The organism is Streptomyces amritsarensis (assembly GCF_001953875.1).
GTDB classification, from domain to species: Bacteria; Actinomycetota; Actinomycetes; order Streptomycetales; family Streptomycetaceae; genus Streptomyces; species Streptomyces amritsarensis.
On record NZ_MQUR01000049.1, the window covers coordinates 30694 to 54835 of the forward strand.

The 24142-nt window shown below is 71.4% G+C and carries 22 protein-coding genes; 10 read left to right on the forward strand and 12 right to left on the reverse strand.

Annotated elements, in window-relative coordinates; genetic code table 11:
• Window positions 1-19 precede the first annotated feature (19 nt).
• On the forward strand, window positions 20-1267 hold the full coding sequence (locus tag AVW11_RS20680; RefSeq protein WP_076045215.1) for a glycosyltransferase: 1248 nt from the start codon (window positions 20-22) through the stop codon (window positions 1265-1267).
• Window positions 1268-1453: 186 nt separating this feature from the next.
• On the opposite strand, the gene chrA is transcribed toward AVW11_RS20680, so the two are convergent.
• Entirely contained in the window at window positions 1454-2863 is a 1410-nt protein-coding gene (gene chrA / locus AVW11_RS20685; RefSeq protein ID WP_076045217.1) for a chromate efflux transporter, read from the reverse strand.
• 203 nt (window positions 2864-3066) lie between these two features.
• Between chrA and AVW11_RS20690 the strand changes: the two genes are divergently transcribed.
• From AVW11_RS20690 to cpt, 3 genes are all read left to right on the forward strand, one after another.
• A complete protein-coding gene (locus tag AVW11_RS20690) occupies window positions 3067-3558 on the forward strand; it encodes a Chromate resistance protein ChrB (protein ID WP_037833540.1) in 492 nt (163 codons plus the stop codon).
• On the forward strand, window positions 3555-3989 hold the full coding sequence (locus AVW11_RS20695; RefSeq protein WP_060179618.1) for a chromate resistance protein ChrB domain-containing protein: 435 nt from the start codon (window positions 3555-3557) through the stop codon (window positions 3987-3989). The genes AVW11_RS20690 and AVW11_RS20695 overlap by 4 nt, the downstream gene beginning before the upstream one ends.
• A gap of 289 nt (window positions 3990-4278) precedes the next feature.
• Entirely contained in the window at window positions 4279-4809 is a 531-nt protein-coding gene (gene cpt, locus AVW11_RS20700; protein ID WP_030848097.1) for a chloramphenicol phosphotransferase CPT, read from the forward strand.
• Here the strand turns inward: cpt and AVW11_RS20705 are convergent.
• Both AVW11_RS20705 and AVW11_RS20710 read right to left on the reverse strand, forming a co-directional pair.
• Complete coding sequence (locus AVW11_RS20705; protein WP_143568873.1) at window positions 4802-5104, reverse strand: lipocalin-like domain-containing protein; 303 nt, start codon at window positions 5102-5104, stop codon at window positions 4802-4804. The genes cpt and AVW11_RS20705 overlap by 8 nt on opposite strands.
• Window positions 5105-5135: 31 nt before the next feature.
• Entirely contained in the window at window positions 5136-7946 is a 2811-nt protein-coding gene (locus tag AVW11_RS20710) for a helix-turn-helix transcriptional regulator (protein WP_076045221.1), read from the reverse strand.
• 106 nt (window positions 7947-8052) lie between these two features.
• On the opposite strand from AVW11_RS20710, the gene AVW11_RS37165 reads away from it, so the two are divergent.
• Window positions 8053-9234, forward strand: a complete 1182-nt coding sequence (locus tag AVW11_RS37165) for a helix-turn-helix domain-containing protein (RefSeq protein ID WP_276209099.1) — start codon at window positions 8053-8055, stop codon at window positions 9232-9234.
• Between the two features lie 151 nt (window positions 9235-9385).
• Here AVW11_RS37165 and AVW11_RS20720 read toward each other — a convergent pair whose 3' ends face one another.
• From AVW11_RS20720 to AVW11_RS20750, 7 genes are all read right to left on the reverse strand, one after another.
• A complete protein-coding gene (locus AVW11_RS20720; RefSeq protein ID WP_076045225.1) occupies window positions 9386-10264 on the reverse strand; it encodes an alpha/beta hydrolase in 879 nt (292 codons plus the stop codon).
• Between the two features lie 12 nt (window positions 10265-10276).
• Entirely contained in the window at window positions 10277-10684 is a 408-nt protein-coding gene (locus tag AVW11_RS20725) for an alpha/beta fold hydrolase (protein WP_076045227.1), read from the reverse strand.
• On the reverse strand, window positions 10681-11199 hold the full coding sequence (locus AVW11_RS20730) for a DoxX family protein (RefSeq protein WP_060179612.1): 519 nt from the start codon (window positions 11197-11199) through the stop codon (window positions 10681-10683). The genes AVW11_RS20725 and AVW11_RS20730 overlap by 4 nt, the downstream gene beginning before the upstream one ends.
• Before the next feature lie 17 nt (window positions 11200-11216).
• Entirely contained in the window at window positions 11217-11891 is a 675-nt protein-coding gene (locus AVW11_RS20735; protein ID WP_060179611.1) for a hydrolase, read from the reverse strand.
• Window positions 11892-11986: 95 nt separating this feature from the next.
• Window positions 11987-13885 (reverse strand): amidohydrolase, encoded by a 1899-nt coding sequence (locus AVW11_RS20740; protein ID WP_076045229.1) that lies wholly within the window; start codon window positions 13883-13885, stop codon window positions 11987-11989.
• Window positions 13886-13978: 93 nt separating this feature from the next.
• Window positions 13979-14701, reverse strand: a complete 723-nt coding sequence (locus tag AVW11_RS20745) for a GPR1/FUN34/YaaH family transporter (RefSeq protein ID WP_060179609.1) — start codon at window positions 14699-14701, stop codon at window positions 13979-13981.
• Window positions 14694-15674: an alpha/beta hydrolase gene (locus AVW11_RS20750; RefSeq protein WP_381783581.1), complete on the reverse strand. Its 981-nt coding sequence runs from the start codon at window positions 15672-15674 to the stop codon at window positions 14694-14696. The genes AVW11_RS20745 and AVW11_RS20750 overlap by 8 nt, the downstream gene beginning before the upstream one ends.
• Before the next feature lie 239 nt (window positions 15675-15913).
• On the opposite strand from AVW11_RS20750, the gene AVW11_RS20755 reads away from it, so the two are divergent.
• Entirely contained in the window at window positions 15914-16921 is a 1008-nt protein-coding gene (locus AVW11_RS20755) for a helix-turn-helix domain-containing protein (RefSeq protein WP_234362308.1), read from the forward strand.
• An 88-nt stretch (window positions 16922-17009) separates the two neighbouring features.
• Here AVW11_RS20755 and AVW11_RS20760 read toward each other — a convergent pair whose 3' ends face one another.
• Both AVW11_RS20760 and AVW11_RS20765 read right to left on the reverse strand, forming a co-directional pair.
• Complete coding sequence (locus tag AVW11_RS20760; protein ID WP_060179607.1) at window positions 17010-17645, reverse strand: TetR/AcrR family transcriptional regulator; 636 nt, start codon at window positions 17643-17645, stop codon at window positions 17010-17012.
• Window positions 17646-17793: 148 nt separating this feature from the next.
• Window positions 17794-19392: a right-handed parallel beta-helix repeat-containing protein gene (locus AVW11_RS20765; protein WP_076045231.1), complete on the reverse strand. Its 1599-nt coding sequence runs from the start codon at window positions 19390-19392 to the stop codon at window positions 17794-17796.
• Between the two features lie 723 nt (window positions 19393-20115).
• Here AVW11_RS20765 and AVW11_RS20770 point away from each other — a divergent pair.
• The 4 genes from AVW11_RS20770 to AVW11_RS20785 are packed head-to-tail and all read left to right on the forward strand — an operon-like array spanning window position 20116 to window position 24006.
• Complete coding sequence (locus AVW11_RS20770; protein ID WP_076045233.1) at window positions 20116-21069, forward strand: ABC transporter substrate-binding protein; 954 nt, start codon at window positions 20116-20118, stop codon at window positions 21067-21069.
• A 2-nt stretch (window positions 21070-21071) separates the two neighbouring features.
• On the forward strand, window positions 21072-22034 hold the full coding sequence (locus AVW11_RS20775) for an amino acid ABC transporter permease (RefSeq protein WP_076045236.1): 963 nt from the start codon (window positions 21072-21074) through the stop codon (window positions 22032-22034).
• Window positions 22035-22042: 8 nt separating this feature from the next.
• Window positions 22043-22795 carry an amino acid ABC transporter ATP-binding protein gene (locus AVW11_RS20780; RefSeq protein WP_030848085.1) on the forward strand — a complete coding sequence of 251 codons (753 nt, stop codon included), beginning with the start codon at window positions 22043-22045 and terminating at the stop codon, window positions 22793-22795.
• Window positions 22792-24006 carry a M20 family metallopeptidase gene (locus AVW11_RS20785; RefSeq protein WP_060179603.1) on the forward strand — a complete coding sequence of 405 codons (1215 nt, stop codon included), beginning with the start codon at window positions 22792-22794 and terminating at the stop codon, window positions 24004-24006. The genes AVW11_RS20780 and AVW11_RS20785 overlap by 4 nt, the downstream gene beginning before the upstream one ends.
• The last annotated feature ends 136 nt before the right edge of the window (window positions 24007-24142 follow it).

Below are 24142 nucleotides of genomic sequence, written 5' to 3' on the forward strand. Positions count from 1 at the left end.
GACCCTGCGCAATGGACCAATGGACCCCACGCCGCCCGCCATGAACCCCTCCCCCCACCCCCGGCGCATCCTGCTGGCCACCTGGGGCAGCACCGGCGACATCGCTCCCTACACGGGAATCGCCACCGCCCTCCGGAGCGCAGGCCACCACCTCACCGTCCTCACGTCCAGCCGCTACGCCCCCCTCTTCCGTGCGCACCACCTGGACGTGCACGCCCTCCCGCTGGACGACCACGAAGACGCCATCGGCCGTTCCCCGTCCCGCCGCGCCCGCATCGGCAACGCCCAGGACATGGCCGTGATCGCCGCTCAGGGAATGCTCGCCGAAGCGGAGAAGCCCCTGGACCTCGTCCTCGCCCACCCGCTGCTCCACCCCCAGGCGGCCGTTCTCGCCCGCGGGCTGCGCGTACCGTGCGTGGGCCTCTACACCGTCACCCACGCCATGATGCTGCCCCGGCTCCTCGGCCCGGCCTCCGCCTGCCGATACACGCTCGCCGACGTGGCTGCCCGGCTCGCCCTCAGCCCCCTGTATCAGCCGGCCGTCGCTCTTCTCCACCGCGAACTCGGCCTCGCCACCCGCCTCACAACCCGTCTGGCCGCCTTCCACGGCACGGAGCCCATCCGCTACGGCATCAACCCGGGCCTGACCCCGCTCCCCGCACTGCGCCACCCCCGTCACCGAGCCGTCGGCCACTGGCGGCCCGCGACAGAACCCGGCTGGACCCCCGACCCACTTCTCGAGGACTTCCTGGCCGCGGGCCCCCCGCCGGTGTACTTCGGCTTCGGAAGCATGAGCGACTTCGACGCCGACCGCCTGCTGCTGGCCATCACCCGCACCGTGAGACGGCTGCGCATCCGTGCCGTCGTCCAAAGCGGCTGGGCACAACTGAACAGTCGGCAAGAGGACCTGATCACCGTGGGTGCCTGCCCGCACACCTGGCTCTTCCCCCGCATGCGGGCCGCCGTCCACCACGCGGGCCCCGGCACCCTCCACGCCTGCCTCGAAGCCGGCACGCCCGCCGTGCCCGTCCCCGTGACATACGACCAGCCCTTTTGGGCAACCCGTCTGAAAACGCTCGGACTCACGCCCACCGCCCTCCCCGTCCGGCAACTCGACGAACACCGCCTCACCACCGCACTGGAAGAGCTGCTGGCCAACCCCCGCTACCGGCAACGCACACAGCACTGGGCCCGCAAACTCCAGGACCACGACGGCACCACCGCCCTCCTCGACGACATCGCCCGACTCTCGCGCGCCCACCCCTGAACCGGGGCCGATCGGTGACCGGCACCTCGGCCGACGATCACGGCTCCCGCTCCGCCCACCCGAACCGGCCGGCCGCCGCCGTACGAGGATGTGCGGCACGGAGGGTCACGCCGCGCATGCTGCTCGCTCGTTGAGCCCCTCCCGGCCCCGCGGAGGGGATGGCAGCATTCCGCCCCGGCCGGAGGGTCAGATGCCGGGCAGCCCCACCAGGGCAGCGCCCAGGCCGAGGGCCGCGCAGACACCGAGCGTGCGCAGCACACTCCACCGGAACGTGAAGACCAGCAGCGCGGCGATCACCGTGATCGCGAGGGCCGTGGGGCGCAGCGTGGCGAGGTCGGGCAGGGCGAGGGTGACGGGACCGAGGGCCTTCTCGTCCACGTCTGTGAAGAGGGCGTGTTCGGCGAAGTAGAGGGCGAGGTTGGCGATGACGCCGACGACCGCGGCGGTGATGCCGGTCAGGGCGGCGGAGACGCGGCGGTTGCCGCGCAGACGCTCGATGTAGGGGGCGCCGAGGAAGATGAACAGGAAGCAGGGCACGAACGTCACCCAGGTGGTGAGCAGCGCGCCGAGGAGAGCCGCAGCCCACGGGTCGAGGGCCCCGGGGTCGCGGTAGGCGCCGAGGAAGGCGACGAACTGGACCACCATGATCAGCGGACCGGGGGTGGTCTCGGCCAGGGCCAGGCCGCTGACCATCTCCTTGGGGCTGAGCCAGCCGTAGGTCTGCACGGCCTGCTGGGCGACGTAGGCCAGCACCGCGTAGGCGCCGCCGAACGTCACCAGGGCCGTACCGGAGAAGAACACGCCCTGCGTGGTGAACACGCTGCCCGCGCCGGTCAGTGCGGCGACGGCGACCACGGGTACCGCCCACAGGAGCAGGCCCAGGGCGAGGATGCGCCAGGTGCGGCGGCGGCTGGGCTGCTCGTGGTGGAGAGCGTCGTCGGGAATCAGCGGCGCGGGCCCGTCACCGGCGCCGTGCCCGCCCGAAGGCTTCAGCGTCTCGGGCTTGAACCGGCCGATGAGCCAGCCGGCGAGGGCGGCTGCGGCGATGACCGCGGGGAAGGGTACGGAGAACAGGGCCAGGGCGGCGAACGATGCCGCGGCCAGGGCGATCAGCAGAGGGTGGGTCAACGAGCGCCGGGCGACCCGGGAGACGGCCTGGACGACGATCGCCACGACCGCGGGGGCCAGCCCCGCGAAGACGCCGGTGACGGCGGCTGTCGAGCCGAAGGCGACGTACAGGGCGGACAGGGCCAGCAGGGCGAGCACACCGGGCAGGACGAACAGGCCGCCGGCGATCAGACCGCCGCGGGTGCCGTTGAGGAGCCAACCGGTGTAGATCGCCAACTGCTGGGCCTCCGGGCCGGGTAGGAGCATGCAGTAGCTCAGCGCGTGGTTGAACCGCTGCTGGCCGATCCACCGCTTGTCCTCCACCAACGCCCGCTGCATCACCGCAATCTGCCCGGCCGGACCGCCGAACGTCTGCCACGAGATCGCAAACCATGTCCGGGTCGCCTGCCGCAGCGGGATCACCTCCCCGCCGCGGGCGGCGCGGTCGGCCCGTGCCCGAAGGCCGGACGGCTGGTCGGTGGCGGTCATGGCACTCCTCCTCGTCCTGGTCAGGCCCCGTCGGGGACGGGCGGCCGGGAGGAGAAAGGCCGTCGCCACCACCCCACGGACTGCTGTGCAACCATGGTTACATCACATGCTGGGGCGCCGGTAGAGAGGTCTTGGGGGATGGACGTGAACATCGTGTTGCAGCCTTGGGCCACAGCAGGAACAGGCCGGTGGGGAACCCGCACATGAGTGGCCCGGGCGCCGAGAGGCAGTGGGTGCTGCTCTCCTACCGCCTGCCCCGGGAGCCCTCCACCCCGCGCATCACCGTGTGGCGCAAACTCAAGCGGATGGGCGTCGCACAGATCAGCGACGGCCTCGTCGCCCTGCCCGCCGACGCCCGTACCCGCGAGCAACTGGACTGGATCGCCGAGGAAGTCACCGACTTCGGCGGCACCGCCACGGTGTGGATCGCCCACCCGGCCGCAGCCGGAGACGAACAGCAGCTCATCGACGCCCTCACACAGGCCCGCGCCGCCGAATACCAGCAGGTGCGCTCCGAGGCCGAAGCCGCCGGCGAGACGGACGACCTCGGAAGGCGGCGCGCGCTGACCAGGCTGCGCGCCGAACTGCGACGCATCCAGCGCCGCGACTACTTCCCCCCACCCGACCGGCACGCAGCAGAGCAAGCCGTCAACGCCCTGCACCCCGCCAACACCAGGAAAGAGAGCACCCCATGAAGTGGGCCACCCGCGCCGGCATCCACATCGACCGAGCCGCCTGCGCGTGGCTGATCGGCCGCTTCATCGACTCCGACGCCGAGTTCGTCTACGTCACCGACCCCGCCCACGTCCCCGCCGACGCCACCCCCTTCGACATGCGCGGCGCCGAACTCGGCCACCACCACGGCGACTGCAGCTTCGAGACCATCCTGCGCGTCCACCACCTCACCGAGGACCCCGCTCTGCGGCGCATCGCGCAGATCGTTCACGAGGCCGACATCGAGGACGAACGCTTCGACGCCCCCGAAGCCCCCGGCCTCGACGTCGTCCTGCGAGGCCTGTCCATGACCGGCGACGACACCCGCACCATGGCCGTCGCAGGCCCCGTCTTCGACGGGCTCTACGCGTACTACCGGCACGCCGCCACCCTGGGCCGCGACCCCGCCTGACCCAGCGGCACTGCCGACACCCGGGACACCGTCGTGGGCCACGGCGTCGCGGACGAGGTGCGCCGGTCGCTGGTCACTCGACGCACGAACCGACCCCGGCACCACCACGACCACCCCTTCCGGGGCCGGTACACCGGGCCCGGACTGTCAGATGAAGCTCTCCGTGCAGCCGACCGACGACGCCGAAGCCCCGGAACACCAGGCCGCACCCGACTCGGGCGGCCGCTGGGGCAGCGGGCGCGGAAATCCGTTTCGGGCGTTGCGGCGGTGCCTCTACTGTGGCGCGGTGATGACTGAGGTGATCGTTCTCAATGGCGGTTCCAGCTCGGGGAAGTCCGGGATCGTTCGGTGTCTGCAGGCAGTCCTGCCGGATCCGTGGCTGGCCCTGGGGACGGACACGCTGGTCGAGGCGATGCCCGCGTCCATGCAGGCATCGGATGCCGGGATCGAGTTCGCGCCGGATGGACAGGTGATCGTCGGGCCGGAGTTCCGGACGCTGGAAGCGGCATGGATCGAGGGGGTCGCCGCGATGGCCCGTGCGGGTGCCCGAGTCATCGTGGATGAGGTCTTCCTCGGCGGAGCGGACTCGCAGAAGCGATGGCTGAAGGCTTTGGGAGAACTGCGGGTGCTGTGGGTCGGTGTCCGGTGCGACAGCGCCGTTGCCGCAGGCCGTGAGGTCGCACGAGGCGATCGGGTCATCGGCATGGCGGCGTCCCAGGCGGACGTGGTCCACCGGGGCATGGTCTATGACCTGGAGGTGGACACCACGCATGCCGAGTCGATGGAGTGCGCACGGACCATCGCCGCGCATGTCAGCTGATCGCGGCGGCGAGGGATACCTGAGCGGTCCAGGACCAGGGCTCCCGAGGGGGATCCCAGCTCACCTCGACGTCGGTGTCGTGGAAGTCTCGCGCGAGTTCCGTCACCATCCGGGCCGCCGCGGCCCGCGCGTCTTGTGGGTCGGTGTCGATCGGCACGTCCAGACGCCCGCAGAGCATGCCGCCTTCCGCGGTGAGGACGCTGTGGCGCCAGCCCTCTGGCGTCGCCAACAGCACGATCCCCTTCGGGATGCCCCAATGGGGCCGATACTTCTTCTCCTTCTTGCGTCTCGCCATGCGGCCATCCAACATCACAGGACCAGGTGCCTCACGGCTCCTGGCGGGGCCGGATACCGGTGCTGCGGGGTCGGAGCGGAGGCTGCTGGAGCGCTGCGGGAAGCTGGCGGCGGGACGTGACGCCGAGCTTCCGGAAGGCTTTGGCGAGGTGGTATTCGACGGTGCTGGCGCTGATGAACACGTTGGTGGCGATCTCCTGGTTGGTGGCGCCGTGAGCGGCCATCCGTGCGATCCGGGACTCCTGTGGCGTGAGCTGGTGATCCGTGCCGGCTCCCCTGGCGCGGGCGTGCGCGCCGGTGGCGAGGAGTTCGAGCCGGGCGCGCTCGGCGAAGGCGCTCGCACCCATGGAGGTGAACTGTTCGTGGGCGAGCCGCAGCCGTGTCCGGGCGTCGCGTTTGCGGCGCTGTCGGCGCAACCATTCCCCGTACAGGAGATCCGCGTGCGCTCTTTCGGTGCGCAGCGGGGTCGGTGCGAGCAGAGCGATCGCCTCCTGGAAGTGGTCCTCTGCCTGGGAGTCGTGGGCGAGGAGGGCGCGGCTGCGGGCCAGCAGACCGAGGGCCCAGGGGGTGCCGCTGGCGGTGGCCCGCTCGGCGAGCGTGCGCAGGGCCCGCCGGGCGACCGCGGGATCGTCGTTGCGGACGGCGGCCTCGACCAGGCCGGGAAGGCTCAGTCCGCCGCAGTGCGGCGGCGGATCGTCGAGGACTTCCTGGGCGGCGGCCTGGGCCTGCGGATACCTGCGGTGGCCCAGCTCCAGAACGACCGACGCCGCGCGGGACAGTTGCACCTGTATCCCGCCCGGCAGTTCGGGGTACAGCTCCCGCTGTGCCTGCACGGCCGACAGGGTTGCGGCCTCGTCACCGCGCCAGGCGTGCAGCATGGCGTCGGTGGGGTGGGAGTGGCGGGGGTCGGCACCGGTCGCGTCGGCGATGTCCTTGAATTCCGCGAAGTGCGACGCGGCAGTGGCCAGGTTGCCGCGGAAGACCTCCGAGGTCGCGTTGGCGTGGGCGCTGATCTGGAGCATGCGCAGGGCTCCGTGGCGGCGTGCGGCGTCCGCGTAGCGCCTGCCGCACTCCCCGAGGGTGTCGATGTCCCACATCTCGACCGCGGCGATCATCCCGAGCAGGGTCCAGCGGGCCGCTCCGCTTTCCTCCGCTCCGGGCCGTCTCATCGCCGCCAGTGCGGCTCGGAGGGACGGCGCGGCCTGCGGGTGGCTTGCCGCGACCAGGCGGGCGTGACCGGTCAGGAGCAGGTCCGGCACCGTGGCGTCCACGTCCGTCGCTTCCGCGTGACGGGCGCGGGTCGCCAGTGCGGCGGTGGCGACCTCAAGGGCTGTCGCGTCGGCGGTCCGTGGGACGACCATCGCGGCATCCACGGCTTCCAGGAATACGTCGCGTCCCGCCTCCGGTTCGTGCCGCGCCAGGGTGAGGGCGGCGTCGAGAAGGAGGCGTACGGCTCCGTCCCGCCCCAGCATCAGGCGGGCCAGCCCGCGCAGTCGGTCTGCGTGGGCGCCGAGGAGGGGAGCCCCAGGGTCCGAGGCGGGCAGGAGCCGTAGCAGTTCTTCGGTTCGGTGCGGAGCCCCGGCGGTGAGCGCGGCCGCGCATGCCTCCAGCAGCCGGGCAGCGCGCCGGGCGGGGTCCTCGGTGAGTTCTGCCGCGCGGTGGAGGAAGGAGGCCTGGGCCAGGTATCCGCCGGTGTTCCTGGCCCGTTCGGCGCCGTGGTGGAGGGCGGTGGCCACGGCTTCGTCGGGGCCGTCGGTGGCGGCGGCCGTATGCCAGGCGTGCCGGTCGGGGTCGGTGCGTGCATCGGTCACGGCGGCGAGGGCGGCGTGCACCGCACGGCGGTCGGCCCGCGATGCGCCGCCGTAGACAGCCGAACGGATCAGCGGGTGGCGGAACGGGGAGGTACCCGGTACCGGCGGGCGGGTCAGGAGCTCTTCTCGTTCGAGCTGCTCGAAGGCTTCGGTCGTGGCCTCGCCGTCGGATCCCAGCAGGTGGCGGACGGCTCTCCGGACCAGGTGCCGATCACCCGTGGCGTCGGCGGCCAGTGCCAGCAGCGCCGTGCGGGACGAGGCGGGCAGGTCACGCACCCGCAGGAGGAACCGGGCCTCCAGCCGGGGTCCGATGGCCGGCGGCTCACCGAAGTCCGGTCCGACCGGAGCGGGTCCCCGGGAAAGCTCACGCAGGGCCAAGGGATTTCCTGCGGCCGCGGCCATGATCCGGTCGATCACCACCTGGTCGACGGGAGTCCCGCCGATGTGGTCCATGAGCAGGGCCAGGGCGTCGGTCTGCGGCAGCCGGCCGAGCCGGAGGCCCGGCAGTCCCGCCAGGGCCGGCAGGGTGCCTGCCTCGTCGCGTACGGCGAAGAGGGCGACGATGCCGTCGGCGTGGAGGCGGCGGGCCACGAAGGCGAGGACATCGAGCGACTCGCGGTCCACCCACTGGGCGTCGTCGCAGACCAGCAGCAGCGGCTGCTCACGTGCGGACTGTGCCAGCAGTGTGAGCACGGCGAGCCCCACCAGGAACCGGTCGGGGGGCGGGCCGCCGACCATGCCGAGAGCGGTTTCGAGCGCGGCGCGCTGGGGTTCGGGCAGGTCCGCCCGGCGGCCGAGGAGAGGCCGCAGTACGCGGTGCACGGCTGCGAAGCCGAGTTCCTGCTCGGCCTCGATGCCTGCCACCTGGGAAACGCGCATGCCTGTGGCGGACGCCACCGCGTGGTCCAGCAGGGCGGTCTTGCCCAGGCCCGCGTCACCCCGAAGCACCAGCGCCCCGCTCATTCCTGCGCGGGCGCCGTCCAACAGCTCCTGCAGCAGAGCCTGTTCCGACCGCCGGCCTTTCAAGATCATGGAAGTGACGATAGCGACCTTGCATCGGGGTGCGGGTCGCCAGGCCCGCGCACGACTGGGGGGTTTCCAGGATTCGATGCGGCCGCCTCCCCGGCAGGCTCCCGGCATGCACGTGAACGCAGCCGCAGTCGTCACACCCCCTGTCGCGCGCCCCCGGGAGGCACTGGACCCGAAGCACCTGCCGCAGGGGCGGCGTGCTTTCCCGTCGAGGGCACCCTCCCCGGGCTTCCGATCCGCGTCCGGGGCGGAGGCAGACCGCACGGCGCTGTGGGCCGAGGCGGTGGGAGGCCTCCTCGGGCCGGTGGAGGTCCATCTCGAAGACCAGGAGCAGTTCACCGGCGAGATCTCCTTCGGCGACTGCGGGTACGTACGGACCTGCACGCTCGACGCCGCACCGCACCGGATCCGGGTCGCCGGCAGGACGGCGGCCCGTGGCGACGGCAGGTACGTCTTCGCACTCGTCCAGGCATCGGGCACCGGGCTGCTGTCGCAGAACGGAAGCCGGATGCGCCTGACACCGGGCGACATCGCCCTCTTCGCCCCCTACGGCGGGCTCACGCTCACGTTCCCGGAGCCGTCACGGGTGCACCTGCTCAGGCTCCCGCAGCTCGTGCTCCGCGTGCCGCAGGCCGACCTGTCGGCCCTGTTCGCGGCCCCGCTGCGCCCCTCGGCAGGTCTGCGAGCCGTGGTGTCCCCGTTCCTTGCCGCTGTCGCCCGAGCCTCGCCGCAGTCGTGCGCCGGCATCGGGGACCGCCTGGCCGGGCATGTCACCGACATGCTGGCCACGCTCATCACCGAACCCCCGGCCGGTCGCCGTCCCGCGCAAGGGCCCCGGGCGTCAGCCGGCCCCGGCACCCTGGCACGGGCGGACTCCGGGAGCCCGGAACCCGGGAGCCCCAAGCACGGGGGAGCCCACAGCGCAACGGCGGCCGTCGGGGATCTGGCGGCACGGATCCGTACCCACATCGCCCTGCACCTGGCGGACCCGCACCTCTCACCCGGTTCGATCGCCGCCGCACACCACATCTCGGTCCGCCACGTGCACTGGCTGTTCTCGCAAGGAGGCACGACGGTCGGCGGCTGGATCAGGGAGCGCCGGCTGGAGGAGGCCGCCAGGGAACTCGCCCTGCCCGGCCGGCGGGACACGGTCGCCCTCGTGGCCCGGCGCTGGGGATTCGTCAGCGCGAGCCACTTCAGCCGGGTGTTCCGCGAGCGGTACGGGATGCCGCCGCGGGCCTGGCGTGACTCCTGCGCAGCGGCCCGGGATCCCCTGCCGACCGCCTCCTGACAGCACCACCCCCCCGGGCCCGGGGCCGGGCCCCGGGGGTGGTGCCCGCCCGCCGGATGCGCTTGGCCCAGTAGTAGAGCGAGACCAACTCCGTGTGTCGCAGCGGGGGCGGGCACCACCTGTGCCCGCCCCGGCTCGAGCCGGGTACGGCTCAGGCAGTGGGGTCGGCGAACCGCCGGACGAAGGCGAGGGCGGTTTCGGCCACCTCGCGCCAGCCGTGGTCGATGGTGAGGGAGTGGCCGCGGCCGGGGATCTCGGTGATCTCGGTGACCGCGTGCGTGTTGTGGACCTGCTTCTTGTAGGAAGCGTTGGCGATGGCCCAGGGAACGGTGTGGTCCTTCTCCCCGGAGATGATCAGGAGCGGGCCGCGGCCGGCTGCGGTGGTGTCCACCGCCGCCTCGGTCCACGGGTTGAGGTTGGCGGCGGCGGCCTGGAACAGGGGCTCGCCCGGGGCGGGGACGGCGTAGGTGTCGTACAGCTCGCGGGCCTCCTCCTCGCTCACGGCGTTGGCGAAGGAGTAGCGGAACTGCTCGTAGGTCAGCGGTACGGCCCGGTGGTAGTTGGCCGGGTTGCCGAGGACAGCGCTCGCGGCGCGCAGGGCGGACAGCGGCAGGGGCAGAACGCCCCGGAAAGGGGCCGGGTCGATGGCGACGGATGCCCGGGACAGGCCGCGTCCGGCGGTGATCTGGGTGATGAGGCCGCCGAAGGAGTGGCCGATCACGACCGGTGTCCGGTCCAGTCTGCCGATCAGGTCGCAGAAGTGGTCGGCGACCTGTCCGACGCTCTTGCCGGCGAAGACCTCCGGGTGGGCGTGGGCCTCTGCGACGCTCTCGGGATCGTCGGGCCAGCCGGGCAGGACGGGGGCGAAGCCGGCCTCCTCGAAGACAGCGGCCCATCGCTCCCAGCTGGTGGGCAGAAGCCACAGGCCGTGGATGAAGACGACGGGGATCCGGCCGGTGGCGTTCGCGGCATCGATCTGCGCCAGGTCTCGCGCGTACGAGGCGTCGGGCGAAGGGGTGCTGCTGCTCATGGGGCGCTCCTCTCAGGGGGCTACGGGGGGTTTCAGGGCGGTGCGGGCAGCGGCCCGGACCAGCGGGGCGACGGCATGGGGCCGGCTGTGCACCGGCAGGTGGGAGGCGGACGCCTCGGTCGTATGCGAACCCGCCCGGCGGGCCCGGAGGCGCGGGCGTTCCGGCACGATTCCCCGGTCCTGGCCGGTGACCACGACCCAGGAGGGAAGGGTGCGCCAGGCGGCGGCGGTGCAACGGCGGCTGAAGGCGGATGCGTCGAGCGGGCGCTGTCCCGCGGCGAGGACGCGGGTGACGGAGCGCGGTGCGTCCTGGGCGCAGGCCTCGTGGAAGCGGTCGGGCCGGACGACGGTCGGTGCGGCGGCGCCCGCGACCGCTGCGGGCAGGGTTGTGCGTCTTGAGGGGGCGGGGCGAGTGGTCATCGGGGACGGATTCCTCCGGTGGGGGATTCGGCGGCGGGCCGGTGCAGCAGGGCCCGGGTGGCCAGTGCGGCGGCCGAGCCGGCGGCGACGGCGGCCACCGCGGACCACGCGGGCCAGGGCAGCAGGCCCAGGGCCCGGTCGGCGGAGAAACGCCCGGGCCCGGTGAGGGCGAGGGCCGCGGCGAGGGTGATCAGGACGAGCGGGTACTCGTAGCCGTCCTTCTGCACCCACAGGCCGTTGGGCCACTTCACGGTGAGGGCGACGGTCATCACGCCGATCGCCCCGGCGGCGGCGAGCGGGGTCAGGGCTCCGGCGGCGAGCAGGAGGCCGGAGCCGATCTGGCCGGCTCCCGCGGCGAGGGCGGTGAGTGCCCCGCCGCGGAAGCCGTCGTGCCGGAACTCCTCGATACCGCCCGCCAGCCCGCTGCCGCCCAGTCGGAAGCTGACCTTCTGCACGCCGTGTCCGGCGATCAGCAGGCCCGCCAGCAGGCGCAGGATCAGCAGACCGGTGTCCATGGTGTCGGTCCCGTCGCTCAGCCGGCCGCGTGCGGGTCGACCATGGTGTGGGCGTAGACGACGCCCAGCCCGTAGGCGCCGCCGTGCTCCTTGACGACGTCGGTGGTCGCGGCATAGGTCTCCGTGCGGGCCCAGTCGCGCTGGAGCTCCAGCAGGACCTGGAGCCAGGTGACGGGCACGGCGCCTGCGGCCGTCATCCGCTGCATGGCGTGCTCGTGGGCGGCGGGGGTCACGCCGGCGGAGGCGTCGGCGACGACGTAGACCTCGTAGCCCTGGTTGAGGGCGGAAAGGGCGGGCAGGACCAGGCAGACCTCGGTCCACAGCCCGGACAGGATGATCTTGCTGCGGCCGGTGGCCTTCACGGCCTCGACCAGCGCGGTGTCCTCCCAGGCGTTCATGGAGGTGCGGTCGACTATCTCGTGCTGGGGGAAGACCTCGCGCAGCTGCGGCAGGATCGGCCCGGAGAACGACTCGGCCGCGACCGTGGACAGCACGACGGGGACGTCGAAGACCCTGGCGGCCTTGGCCAGGCCGACGGTGGCGTTGACGACCGCGACCCGGTCGCTGCTGGCGGCGCCGAAGAACATCTGCGGCTGGTGGTCGACGAAGAGCATCATCGCGTTGTCGGGGGTCAGCAGGTCCGGGCTGGGCGCGGCGTGGACGGTGTTGAGGTCGAGTACGAAGTCGGTCATCAGGTTTTTCCTTCCGATGGTGATCGGCACGCGGGGTGCCGGGGGAGGGCAGCGCGGGGTGCCGGGAGGGCAGGCAGAAAGAGGATGGCGTCGGGTCAGAGCCCGAAGCAGGGGTCGAAGGCCGGCGACGGCTCCTGTGGAGCGGCACCGCGGGCGACGCGCCACTGGCGGTGCCGTTCGGATTCGGCGGCGGCCTCCGCCAGCACGTCGGCCTGGCAGGCACCGGCCGTCGAGGGCGCAGGCGTGGCCTGGTAGCCGCCGTAGTGGCCGACCGGGCTCCAGGCCGGGCCGATGGGAGGCAGTGCCTCGTCCAGACCCTCGTAGGTGTCCGCGGCGTACACGATCCGCCCGCCGGCCACCGTCAGGACGGACTCGATGTGCGGGATGTCGGCAGCGGAGACGGTCAGATAGTCGTGCGAGAGGACCGCGAAATCCGCGAAGCGTCCCTCTGCGAGGACTCCCTTGTCCGCCTCCTCCCCGGTGAGCCGCGCCCCGCCGACCGTGTACAGCTCCAGGGCCCGTTCGCGGGACAGCAGCTGCTCGGCGGGGCGCAGGGCCAGGTTGCCCACGGTGCGGCCGGTGACCAGCCAGTGCAGTGCCACCCACGGGTTGTAGGAGGAGACGCGGGTGGCGTCGGTGCCCGCTGCGAGGGGGATTCCGGCGCGCAGCATGTCCGCGATCGGCGGGGCCGTGCCGGCGGCCTGAGCGCCGTACCGTTCGGCGAAGGCACGGCCCTGGAAGGACATCCGGTTCTGGACCGAGATGCCTCCGCCGAGGGCGGCGATCCGCTCCAGGCTGTCCGGGGAGACCGTCTCGGCATGGTCGAACAGCCAGCGGCCACCCGCCGGAAACAGCCCTTCGGCGGCGAGTTTCTCGAAGACGGCCAGGTCCCGGCGGATGGTCTCGTCGTAGGTGGCGTGCAGTCGGAAGCCCCAGCCGTGCTCGGACAACAACCGGACCGCCTGCTCGAACTCGCCCTCGTAGCCGTCGGCGAGCTCCGGCCGCGGCTCCGAGAAGTTCTCGAAGTCGGCGGCCGCCCAGATCAGGTTCTCGCCTGCGCCGTTGAGCCGCAGCCAGGAGTCCCCGTCGCCGGGGCGGACGGTCTCGGTCCAGCGGCGCAAATCGGCCAGCTCCTGACCCGCTGTCTGCGGGAAGAGGTGATAGCCGATCCGGACGCTGAGCTCGCCGGCCCGGGCCAGTTCGGTCACGGTGGCGTAGTTCTCGGGGAAGTTCTGGAACCCGCCCGCGGCGTCCACGGCGGAGGTCAGGCCGAACCGGTTCAGCTCGCGCAGGAAGTGCCGGGTGGAGACCTTCTTGCCGGCATCGTCGAGGGCGGGTGCTTCGGCCAGCGTGGAGTACAGGACGAGAGCGCTGGGCGCCGCGAGCAGCAGCCCGTTGGGGTGGCCTTCGCGATCCCGGACGATCTGCCCGCCCTTCGGGTCCGGGGTGTCCCGGGTGAAACCGGCGGCCCGTACGGCGGCGCGGTTGAGGATCGCGGACTGGTAGAGGTGCAGGACGAAAACGGGGGTGTCCGGTGCGGCGGCGTTCAGCTCGGCCGGCGTCGGCATCCGGCGTTCGGCGAACTGCTCCGCGGTCCAGCCGCCCACCACCCGGATCCACTGGCCCCGCGGGGTCCGTCCGGCCTGCTCACGGAGCATGGCCAGCGCCTGGTGCAGCGACGGCACGCCGTCCCAGCGCAGCTCCAGTACGTAGTTCAGACCGCCGCGGATGACATGGAGGTGGGAGTCGTTGAGCCCGGGAACCACCCTGCGGCCCAGCGCGTCGACGACCCGGGTGCCGGGTCCGACGGATCCGGCGATGTCATGGTCGTCGCCCAGGACGGTGATGCGGCTGTCGCGCACGGCGAACGCAGTCGCGGACGGCCGGGCCGGGTCCTGGGTGTGTATCTTGCCGTTGCGCAGGACGAGGTCGGCGTAACCCCCGTCCGGTGAACCGTGGGCGGGTGTGATCCCGCCGACGGGCATGCTGGTCATGGTGCTCTCTTTCCACGCGTCACGCCGCCGGAGGTCGGAAGCTGCGGCGTGCAAGGGCCTGGTGCGAAGACCGGACAGGTGGCGGACGCCGAGTCAGAGGGTGCGCCGTACGCCGGCCTGGCGTTCGAGGTTGCGGAGCTGGACGGCCAGGTCGCCCTCGACGGCGTGGTGAGCGGGGCCACTGCGCCCGATGGGCAGGACCTCCTCGCCCCGCATGTCCTCCAGCATCAGCGCGAACGCCGTGTACAGGGCGACGGCGGCGAGCAGCAGCCCCAGCACCCCGGAGACGGCGGCGACCCAGGGCACACCGGTGAGACCGGCGAGCGCCGCCACGGCGAACCGGGGCACGGCCGTGCACAGCACGAGCCACAGGGCCCGCTTGCGGCCGGCCACCGAAGCCATCAGGACGGCGAACACGGCGAACACGGCGTTGAGGACACCCAGTACGCGCATGCTGCCCGGCGCCTCCAGCACCAAGGTCAGCGCGGTGGCCAGCCACAGGCCCGAGAAGCAGGCCATCAGCGTGGCCGCCACCACGTCGCGGGCGCCGAACGCGAACCAGCTCACCAGGAGCTGCAGGACGAACGCGGGCAGGACAGCCAGGCCCACCGCCCGTCGGGCACCCTCCTCGAAGAGGCCCAGCTGGAAGCACCCGACGATCACCGAGGCGATGGCCACGGTGTAGAAGCCGAGCGGCATGGGGGAGGCGATCGGCCGCAGGTTGATCCGGGTCATCCTGCGCAGATCGGGCTCGAAGCGTCGGCCGACGCCGTACGGATCGTCTCCGGCGGCCTGCTCGGCTATCGCCTCAGGCATCGGCCAGTACGCGCCGCAGCGTGCCGACGGCGAGCTCGATCGCCGCCTCGGCGGCGTGGGTGCCGCGCAAGGCGTTGAGCATCACGAAGTCGTGGATGATGCCCTGGAAGCGGACGGCCGTGACGGGCACTCCGGCGGCGCGCAGCTTGTTGGCGTAGGCCTCGCCCTCGTCGCGAAGGACATCGGCCTCGGCGGTGATGACCAGGGCCGGGGGCAGCCCGGCCAACTGCTCGATGCCGGCTCGCAGGGGGGAGGCGGTGACCTGGGCCCGCTCGGTCTCGTCGGTCGTGTACTGGTCCCAGAACCACTGCATGCCGTCGCGGCGCAGGAAGTAGCCCTCCGCGAACTGGTGGTAGGAGCCGGTGTCGAAAGAGGCGTCGGTGACCGGGTAGAAGAGGACCTGCTGGAGCAGCGGCAGGCCACCGCGCTCCTTGGCCATCAGGGTCAGTGCGGCACTCATGTTCCCGCCGACCGAGTCGCCAGCCACCGCGATCCGGGAGGCGTCCAGACCGTGGGCGGCGCCGTCGGTGACGATCCAGCGGCCCACGGTCCAGTTCTGCTCGATCGCCACCGGGTAGCGGTGCTCGGGCGCCAGGTCGTACTCGGGGAACACCACGGCCGCCCCGGCCCCGACCGCGAGTTCCCGCACCAAGCGGTCGTGGGTGTGGGCGTTGCCGAACACCCAGCCCGCGCCGTGGATGTAGACGATGACCGGGAGCGTGCCCGCGGCCCCGGCAGGGCGCACGATGCGGGCCCGCACCTCACCGGTGGGGCCGCCGGGCACGGTGACCCACTCCTCGTCCACGGCGGGCAGGTCGGCCGGGCCGGACTGCACCTCGTCGACGGCCTTGCGGCCCTCGCCCGGGGGGATCTGGAAGAGGAACGGCGGATTGGCCGTGGCCCGGGCGAACTCGGCCGCGGCCGGTTCCAGGACCGGGGTGACGGGGGTGAAGGGGTTCTGGTCGGTCATCATCCGGCCTCTCACTCGAAACGGGCGCGCCTCGGCAGCGAGGGCGCCGCCGGACACGGCTCCCGCACTGCCAACTGCGGGAGCCATCCCGAAAACTAGACGCGATCGAGCGCGACAGGTCGCCTCTGGGTGCACGGATCTGGCCCCTGCGTGCAGAACCCGCGCACGCCGGTCCCCACCTGCCCGAGTATGACGCCACCACCATTCAACGGACCTGACGGAGGCGGGACTTCGTGCTGCTGATGGATCTGGACACCTTGCCGCCCGAGGACCGGGTGGACGCGTTCCACCACGCGATGAACGACGCATCGGTACCGAACGACATCGTTCATGAATCACCCGAATCGGGTATCCGTGCCCGGTTCGAGACCTGGCGGGTCGGCGGGCTGGACCTCTTCGACGTCCGCAGCACGGGGTTCGAGGTCCGACGGACGGCGAAGCACGTGCGATGGCATCGTGACCGCCCCGTGGTCTCGGTTTCGCTCCAGACCTCGGGCACCCACCGGGCCGAGAACGCGGGCGAGCGGTACGTCCTGGGCCCGGACGACATCGGCGTGTTCCACGAGCTCACCCCCCGCCGATACGGCTGGGCCGGTGACGGGGCCTCGTGGGCGGTCACCATCGACATGGAGCACCTCGGCGTGCCGGTGGACACCGTCGTGCAGGCCTCCGTACGACTGCGCGCGAGCCCCCTGCACGACCTGGTCCTGGCACACCTGCGCTCCCTCCGCCGGGACCCGGGGCTCCTGGAGGCGGACCCCGGCGCCGCGGCTCTCGGCAACGCCACGACCGACCTGGTCCGGGCCCTGCTGACATCGGCCGCACACCCCGCCGACGACCGCCGGGTCCGCGCCGCCATGGACGACTCCCTGGCGCACCGGATCCTCGCCTACACCCGCCGCCATCTGACCGAACCCGACCTCACACCGGACCGCATCGCACGCGCACACTGCATCTCGAAACGACAGCTGTACACGACACTCGGACAAGCCGGCATACGACTCGAACAGTGGGTCATATCCGAGCGCCTTGAGGCGGCCTGCCGCCTGCTGGCCTCCCCGCAGAACGCCGGCCTGCCCGTTTCCGCCGTGGCGGCACGCTCCGGATTCACCAGTCCCAGCCACTTCACCCGCCGTTTCCGGGACGCCTACGGCACCACACCGCGCGAATGGAGGCGCCACCGGAACCAGGGCACGCCACGTCCCGGGCCGGCCGCGCCCCCGCACCCGATCCCGATCCCGATCCCGTAGAGGGGGTCCGTGCCCGCGACGTCCTCGTCGCGGACATCGGGACCCGTGCGTCCGGGGTGACACCGGGTCCGTCCCGTTACAGGGTGACCTACTGCAACAGCCTCAGGGCGGCAGTCGCCACCCTTCGGGCGGTGAGGTGCGGTTCGTCGGACGGCAGGATGAGATGGCTGATGGTCATGCGGACGATGACGTCCGCGGCCAGCTCCACCGACTCGGTCTGCTGTTGCGGATACCGCGCGGCCAGCCAGCCCTGGACGAGGGCTCGACCGGCATCGAAGACCGGGTCTGCTCGGGCGGTGAGATAGGGCAGGAGGCTGTCGGAGCCCTTTCGGGCGGCTTCGATGACGGCCCTGATGAGGGGCTGGCCGTCGGCCTCTTCGAGCACGTGGAGGATGGCGGCCCGCAGGCAGTCATGGGGATCGGGCACGCCGGGATAGAAGGCATCGGTCACACCCGCCAGAAACTGCTGGGTTTCGACCACCACCAGCGCACGGCCCAACCCGGCGCGGTTCCCGAACTCCTTGTACACCGAAGGACGTGACACCTCGGCGCGGGCGGCGACGGCCGAGAGGCTGACCTGGTCCCAGCCGGCTTCGCACGTGAGGTCGCGAGCGGCGTCCAACACGCGCTGCCTCATCTGTTTGCGCCACGCAACGCGCGGGGAGTCGGCCACCGGCTCACCTGCGAGTGCCGCCGCTTCGATCCGGTGCAATGCCACAGCCATGGGGCCCAGTCTGTCGGGGGCCCGAGCCCGTTCGGCGGTCCGGGCCCCGGAGTGCGGGGCTTGCGGTCGGCGAGCGGGCGGTGGTGCCGACCCATGGTGAGGGGACCGGGCCGGCACCACAGCTGAGGCCCTGAGCGATGCGAAGGGATCAGGAGCGCTTGCGGCGCGCTGCGAAGAGAAGACCGCCGCCGAGGGCGAGAACCCCGGCTGCGATGCCGAGCGGGAGCACCGGGTCGGAGCCGCCCGTCTCTGCGAGCGGACCGCTTCCGCTGTGAGGCTTCGGTCCGGAGCCGCCTTCGGTGGCGTCGGTCGCTTGCGTGCCGGATGGGCTCACGGGGGGACTCCCGGCGGTGGCGTCGCTCTGCCGGCCGGGGGAAGCGGTCGTGGAGGCATCTGCTTGGACGCCGTTGCTCTTGGCGCCGAAGCCGTACGCTCCCCGGTCGGGAGCGCCGGCGGCTCGGGAGGCTCCGGTGAAGTCCGTGGTGACGGCGGCGAACGGTGTGCCCGAGCCGGCGGCAGGGGATCCCGTACTCAGCCGGAAGTCCGCGTCCGCCCCGGTGCCCGCCTTGGTGAGCTTCGGATCGGCGATGACATCGTTCGGGCCCTGGACCTCGGGGGCCTTGCCACCGAAGTAGACGTTGTAGTCGTAGGTGACGTCCACATTGCGGGACTTGCTGTTCGTGGCTTGCCCTGGCCGACCGTACGCGATGTTGTTGAGCAGCCGCACGTCGGTACTGTCATGCGCGAAGATGTTGGCGTAGCTGTCCATGCGGGTGCTGCGCCCGTTCGCATAGGCCGTGTTGTGGACGATGTCGACGTGCTGGCTCTTGTAGGAGTGGATGCCGGAGCCGCCGTTGTCGTACGAGAGGTTGTTGGCGACCAGAACGCGCCCGCTGTAGGCAGGGTGTTCGGCGTCGCCCTTGAGGGTGTCGATGATGATGCCGTTGCCGTCGGAGTAGCAGCCGCACTTCTCCCACTTGATCTTGCTCTCGTTGTCATGGACGCGGTTTCCGGTGATGCGGATCTTGTACGTCCCGGGGTCGCCGCCCCCCACGTCACGCGGGGTGAGGACGGAGATGCCGCTTGTCGCGTACACCGCGTACCAGGACGTCCCATGCACGTGGTTGCCGGAGATGGTCACGTGGTCGGAGTCGATGGCCGAGATGCCGGCTCCGGCGCAGCCGTGCACCTCGTTGCCGGTCACCTCGATGTGGTGCGACAGCGATCCCGTGGACCGGTTTCTCTCCAGGGAGATGCAGTTCGTGTTGTAGGTGGGATCGCCCTTCTTCGATTCGCGTTCTGCTCCGGCCAGGGTGAGGGCTGCGTTGTTGCCCTTGACCTCCAGATTCTTGATGGAGATGTAGGAGGCGCCGTGGATGCTGATGCCGTTCCACGCCTTCACCGGGTGGACCACCGGACGGTGGCCGGGATGGGCGGTGAAGGTTATGGGGGCTCCGGGGAGCCCGGAGCGCTTGATGGTCACCACGTTCGACCCGGCGGAACTCTCGGAGTACGTTCCGTTCATGATCGAGACGGTGTCGCCCGGCTGGACGCTGTCCGCGGCCTTCTGGAGGGTCCGGAAGGGAGCTCCGGTGGACGTCCCCGAGTTGCCGTCGTTGCCGCCGGGGCTGACGAAGTAGGTGCGGGCTGCGGCGTGTGCCGTACCGGCTCCCATGGTGGCGAGGCCGAGCGGGGCGGATGAAGCGAGCAGTGCTGCGGTCAGGGCGAGGGTGCGCGTGCGTTTCACTGTTGCCTGGTCTCCCAGTTTGTCCTGGCGGAGCGATGGGTGCCCTCCGTCGGCCGCAGTCGGCACGAGGGGCGCGCGCAAAGGATGCGTGTGGTCCGCATCGCCGCGCCGGGTCAGGGCGCCGGGTGGTGAAGCCCGCGATGTTCCGCACCCAAGTCCGCTGTGAGGGGGGTGAGTTGCATGGGTGACGGTTCCAGACTCAAAAAATGAAAACAACCCCGGACTGGGTGTAAACGTTCTGGCGGTGCGTCATATGGCCGGGGTCTCCGTCCGGGGCCGCGGAGGACGCAGGGAAGCCGGCGCCGAGGGCCCCCGCCTGCACCGGACCCGTGCCGGGCCCCCTCCCAGCCGTCCTGGAGAGCCTGCGGATGGCGATGTTGGGCGGTGGGGGAGCGGACTCATGGGTTCTCCGTGGGACGAGGGGGCCGGATACCGCAGTCGGAGCGGCGAAGCAGACGCTGCGGCGTGCAGCAACGAAAAGTACAGGCCGGTCGTCAGCTTCGATAGATGTAACGAGCTGGTCGCTCGGGTGGGTGGCTGTTGCGTTGATATGGGCAGGTAGAGGCTTTGGTGTGGTCGCCCGTGAGGGGTGGCGGCTCCCGCGGCCGCAATGAAACGTGAGTTACATCTAGCCAATGTAGGTCGGCACATGTAATTTCCTCGGTTGTCAGACGGTGACGCACGCAGTCGTCGCCGCCCGGTCTTCCGAGAGGGCTACCTGTGATGCCAACCCCGTCCCCCCGTCGCACGGCGACGGCCACCGCCCTGTCCGCGGCCATCCTCATGACACTCGCGGCCTGCGGGGACGATGGTTCCGACGGTGCCGGTGCGCAGCCCCCCGCCGCCACGATCGCCGGGGTCACCATCGCCAAGGACACCGCGCTCCACGACGCCCTGCCCGAGGAGATCAGGAAGTCGGGTGTGGTGCGCGTGGCCACCGACGTGCCGTACGCGCCCTTCGAGATGTTCGTGGCCGAAGGCAAGCCCGAACTGACCGGCCTCGACTACGACCTGGGCCAGGCGCTGGGCGCCAAGCTGGGTGTGAAGTTCGCCTTCACACCGCAGAAGTTCGACGGCATCGTGCCGGCCATCCAGGCCGGAAAGTTCGACGCGGCGATGTCGGCGATGACCGACAACAAGGAGCGGCAGGCGGTCGTCGACTTCGTCGACTACTCCGTCTCCGGCTCCGCCATCATGGTCGTCAAGGGCAACCCGGAGAAGATCACGACCCTGGACGACCTGTGCGGCAGGAAAACGGCGGTACAGGCGGCGACCAACCAGCTGGACCTGCTCCAGAAGCACCAGGCCGCGTGCAGGGCAGCGGGCAGAGCCGAGATCGACATCCAGACCTTCCCCAAGGATTCCGACGCCCAGCTCGCCCTGCGCTCCGACAAGGTCGTCGCCCAGGTGCAGACGAAGCCCGCCGCCGGTTGGACGGCCAAGACCGCCGACGACGGAAAGGCCTTCGAAGTCGTCGACGACCCGGCCGCCCCGGGCGGCTACGGCGCCTCGCCCAACGGGATCGCGGTGTCCAAGAAGCTGCCGCAGCTCAGTGACGCGATCCAAAAGGCGCTGCAGGCCCTGATCGACGACGGAACCGTCACCAAGATCTTCGACAAGTACGGTGTCGCGTCCATCGCCGTCAAGGAGGCCACCAAGAACGCGGCGGTGGACTAGAGATGACCACCACCACGGCTCCCGCCGACATCGACCGCCCGGCGCCCGAGCAGCTCACCATCGTTCCACTGCGCCACTACGGCCGCTGGATCGCGGCCCTCGCGGCGATCGCCGCCCTCATGGGCGTGGCCGGCTCGCTGGCGAAGAACGACAATCTCCACTGGGAGATCATCGGCCACTTCCTCTTCGCCGACCTGATCTTCTCCGGACTGGTCACCACCCTGTGGCTCACCGCGGCGTCGATGGCCCTCGGGCTCGCCCTCGGCACGCTGATCGCGGTGATGCGGCTGTCGTCCAATCCCGTGCTGTACGGGATGTCCTCCCTCTTCGTCTGGTTCTTCCGCGGCACCCCTCTGCTGGTGCAGATCATCTTCTGGGGGTACGCCGCAGCCCTCTACAAGTACGTGATGATCGGTATCCCCTTCACCGACATCACCTTCTTCCAGATCGAAACGAACTCCCTGCTCACCCCTGCCGTCGCCGCGCTGCTGGCCCTCGGCCTCAACGAGGCCGCCTACGCCTCCGAGATCGTCCGTGCCGGCATCCAGTCGGTGGACACCGGCCAGACCGAGGCAGCCCATTCCCTCGGAATGCAACCGGCCCTGACGATGCGACGGATCGTCCTCCCCCAGGCGATGCGAGTGATCATCCCGCCGATGGGCAACGAGACGATCAACATGCTCAAGATGACCGCCCTGGTGTCGATCATCTCGGCACACGACCTGATGTCCAACATCCAGGCCGTGTACGCCCAGAACTACCAGGTCATCCCCATGCTCGTCGTCGCCAGCCTCTGGTACCTCGCACTGGTGACCCTGCTCAGCGTTCCGCAGGCGTGGCTCGAGCGCCGCTACGGCCGCGGCACAGGCCGCAGCGGCCACGTCTCCCCCCTGCGCCGGATGTTCGCCGGAGCGCTCAGCCGACCCGCCCGTGCGAAGAAGGACACCAAGGAGGCCGTCCGGTGAACGTCCCCATGGTCCACGCCGAAGGCGTACGCAAGCACTTCGGGAAGCTCGAAGTCCTCAAGGGAATCGACCTGACCGTCGAACGGGGCCAAGTCTGCTGTCTGCTGGGGCCCTCCGGCTCGGGCAAATCCACCTTCCTGCGCTGCATCAACCACCTCGACCGGGTCGACGGCGGGAAACTCGCGGTCGACGGCGACCTGGTCGGCTACCGCCAGAGCGGCCCCAGGCTGCACGAACTGCGGGAAAGGGAAGTCGCCGCAAGGCGCCGCGACATCGGCATGGTCTTCCAGCGGTTCAACCTCTTCCCCCACATGACCGCCCTCGAAAACGTCATGGAAGCCCCGGTCAACGTCCTCGGACTCCCCAGGACGCAGGCCAAGGACGACGCCCACGAACTCCTGGCACGGGTGGGCCTGGGCGACCGGGCCGGCCACTACCCGGCGCAGCTCTCCGGCGGACAGCAGCAACGCGTCGCCATCGCCCGCGCCCTGGCGATGAAGCCCAAGCTCATGCTCTTCGACGAACCCACCTCCGCGCTCGACCCCGAGCTCGTCGGGGACGTGCTGGACGTGATGCGCCGGCTCGCAGCCGACGGCATGACGATGGTCGTGGTGACGCACGAGATCGGCTTCGCCCGCGAGGTGGCGGACACCGCCGTCTTCATGGACGACGGCGTCGTCGTCGAAGCCGGCGATCCCCGCCACGTCCTCGTCGACCCCGGGCACGAGCGCACCCGCGCGTTCCTCTCCAAGGTCCTGTGAGCGCCCCCTCGCCGGAGCAGCTGCGCACCACCGGACTGCTCCCGTACGCAGAGGCGCGCCTGGAAGGCTACCTCGCCGATCTGGCCCACCTGGTCGCCATCGATTCCGGCTCGTACAGCCCGGAAGGCGTCAACCGGATGGCCGACTGGACCCAAGAGCGGCTGCTGAGGCTCGGATTCGACGTCGATCGCATCGCTCCGGCGCCCACCCACGGCCATCCGGTCGGCGACGTGCTCGTCGCCCGCAGACGAGGAGACCTGCCCGTCTCCGAGGGCGGCCGGCGCGTCCTGCTCGTCGCCCACCTGGACACCGTGTTCGAGGACGGCACCGCCGCCGAACGGCCCTTCACGCTCCACGGCCGCACGGCGCGAGGGCCGGGCGTCAGCGACGACAAGGGCGGCCTGCTCGCGGGACTCACCGCCCTGGACATCCTGCACGAGACCGGATCGCGGCAGTACGCCGAACTCGTCCTCCTCGCCACCCCGGACGAGGAGATCGGCTCACCCGCCAGCCGCCCCGCGACGGAGGCGGCGGCATGCGGAGCCCACTTCGCCCTCGCCCTGGAGTGCGCGCGCGAGAACGGCGACGTGGTCATCGCCCGCAAGGGCGTCGCGGACTTCCGAGTGACGGTCACCGGCCGGGCCGCCCATGCCGGCATCGAGCCGGAGCGCGGGGCGAACGCCGCCCTGGCCGCCGCCCACCTGGTCGTCGCCCTCCAGGCGCTCAACGGCCACTGGGACGACGTCACCGTCAACGTCGGCGTCGTCCGCGCCGGCACCCGCGCGAACATCGTCTGCCCGGAGGCCGAGCTGCGGGTCGAGGTGCGCTCGGCCACCGCCGCCGGCATCTCAGCCGCCAGATCCGCGATCGAAGCCGCCGCCGCACGGCCCGCCGTACCCGGCACCACCGCCACGGTCGAGCAGCTGGACCTGTGCCCGCCCATGGAGGACACCCCCGCCTCACGCCGCATGTTCGACCGGGCCAGAAAGATCGCCGCGGACCTCGGTCTTCCGCTCGGTGGTGCCGCGACCGGCGGCGTCGGGGACGCCAACTTCATCGCGGGCATCGGCGTGCCCACCCTGGACGGCCTCGGCCCGGTCGGCGGAGCCGACCACACCCCCGAGGAATGGCTGGACACCTCCACCGTCCCCGTCCGCGTCGCGCTGCTCGCGTCCCTCGTCGCCGACCTCGGCGACAGCCGCACCGGATGACACCCCGAGAACGTCCCGTACCGGTTCGATCGCACCCTTGCCCGGTACGGGGCCCCAGCCCCGGCAGCCCGGTCCACCACCACGCAGCGGGCTGCCGGCCCGCGCCGGGACCGCGGCAGGCCCCCGGCCCCGCGGT

What these genes read in the sequence shown, in the direction of transcription:
- AVW11_RS20680 (WP_076045215.1), top strand. Translation starts at nt 20, where the DNA reads ATGGACCCCACGCCGCCCGCCATGAACCCCTCCCCCCACCCCCGGCGC.
- chrA (WP_076045217.1), bottom strand. Translation starts at nt 2,863, where the DNA reads ATGACCGCCACCGACCAGCCGTCCGGCCTTCGGGCACGGGCCGACCGC.
- AVW11_RS20690 (WP_037833540.1), top strand. Translation starts at nt 3,067, where the DNA reads ATGAGTGGCCCGGGCGCCGAGAGGCAGTGGGTGCTGCTCTCCTACCGC.
- AVW11_RS20695 (WP_060179618.1), top strand. Translation starts at nt 3,555, where the DNA reads ATGAAGTGGGCCACCCGCGCCGGCATCCACATCGACCGAGCCGCCTGC.
- cpt (WP_030848097.1), top strand. Translation starts at nt 4,279, where the DNA reads ATGACTGAGGTGATCGTTCTCAATGGCGGTTCCAGCTCGGGGAAGTCC.
- AVW11_RS20705 (WP_143568873.1), bottom strand. Translation starts at nt 5,104, where the DNA reads ATGGCGAGACGCAAGAAGGAGAAGAAGTATCGGCCCCATTGGGGCATC.
- AVW11_RS20710 (WP_076045221.1), bottom strand. Translation starts at nt 7,946, where the DNA reads ATGATCTTGAAAGGCCGGCGGTCGGAACAGGCTCTGCTGCAGGAGCTG.
- AVW11_RS37165 (WP_276209099.1), top strand. Translation starts at nt 8,053, where the DNA reads ATGCACGTGAACGCAGCCGCAGTCGTCACACCCCCTGTCGCGCGCCCC.
- AVW11_RS20720 (WP_076045225.1), bottom strand. Translation starts at nt 10,264, where the DNA reads ATGAGCAGCAGCACCCCTTCGCCCGACGCCTCGTACGCGCGAGACCTG.
- AVW11_RS20725 (WP_076045227.1), bottom strand. Translation starts at nt 10,684, where the DNA reads ATGACCACTCGCCCCGCCCCCTCAAGACGCACAACCCTGCCCGCAGCG.
- AVW11_RS20730 (WP_060179612.1), bottom strand. Translation starts at nt 11,199, where the DNA reads ATGGACACCGGTCTGCTGATCCTGCGCCTGCTGGCGGGCCTGCTGATC.
- AVW11_RS20735 (WP_060179611.1), bottom strand. Translation starts at nt 11,891, where the DNA reads ATGACCGACTTCGTACTCGACCTCAACACCGTCCACGCCGCGCCCAGC.
- AVW11_RS20740 (WP_076045229.1), bottom strand. Translation starts at nt 13,885, where the DNA reads ATGACCAGCATGCCCGTCGGCGGGATCACACCCGCCCACGGTTCACCG.
- AVW11_RS20745 (WP_060179609.1), bottom strand. Translation starts at nt 14,701, where the DNA reads ATGCCTGAGGCGATAGCCGAGCAGGCCGCCGGAGACGATCCGTACGGC.
- AVW11_RS20750 (WP_381783581.1), bottom strand. Translation starts at nt 15,674, where the DNA reads ATGATGACCGACCAGAACCCCTTCACCCCCGTCACCCCGGTCCTGGAA.
- AVW11_RS20755 (WP_234362308.1), top strand. Translation starts at nt 15,914, where the DNA reads ATGGATCTGGACACCTTGCCGCCCGAGGACCGGGTGGACGCGTTCCAC.
- AVW11_RS20760 (WP_060179607.1), bottom strand. Translation starts at nt 17,645, where the DNA reads ATGGCTGTGGCATTGCACCGGATCGAAGCGGCGGCACTCGCAGGTGAG.
- AVW11_RS20770 (WP_076045233.1), top strand. Translation starts at nt 20,116, where the DNA reads ATGCCAACCCCGTCCCCCCGTCGCACGGCGACGGCCACCGCCCTGTCC.
- AVW11_RS20775 (WP_076045236.1), top strand. Translation starts at nt 21,072, where the DNA reads ATGACCACCACCACGGCTCCCGCCGACATCGACCGCCCGGCGCCCGAG.
- AVW11_RS20780 (WP_030848085.1), top strand. Translation starts at nt 22,043, where the DNA reads ATGGTCCACGCCGAAGGCGTACGCAAGCACTTCGGGAAGCTCGAAGTC.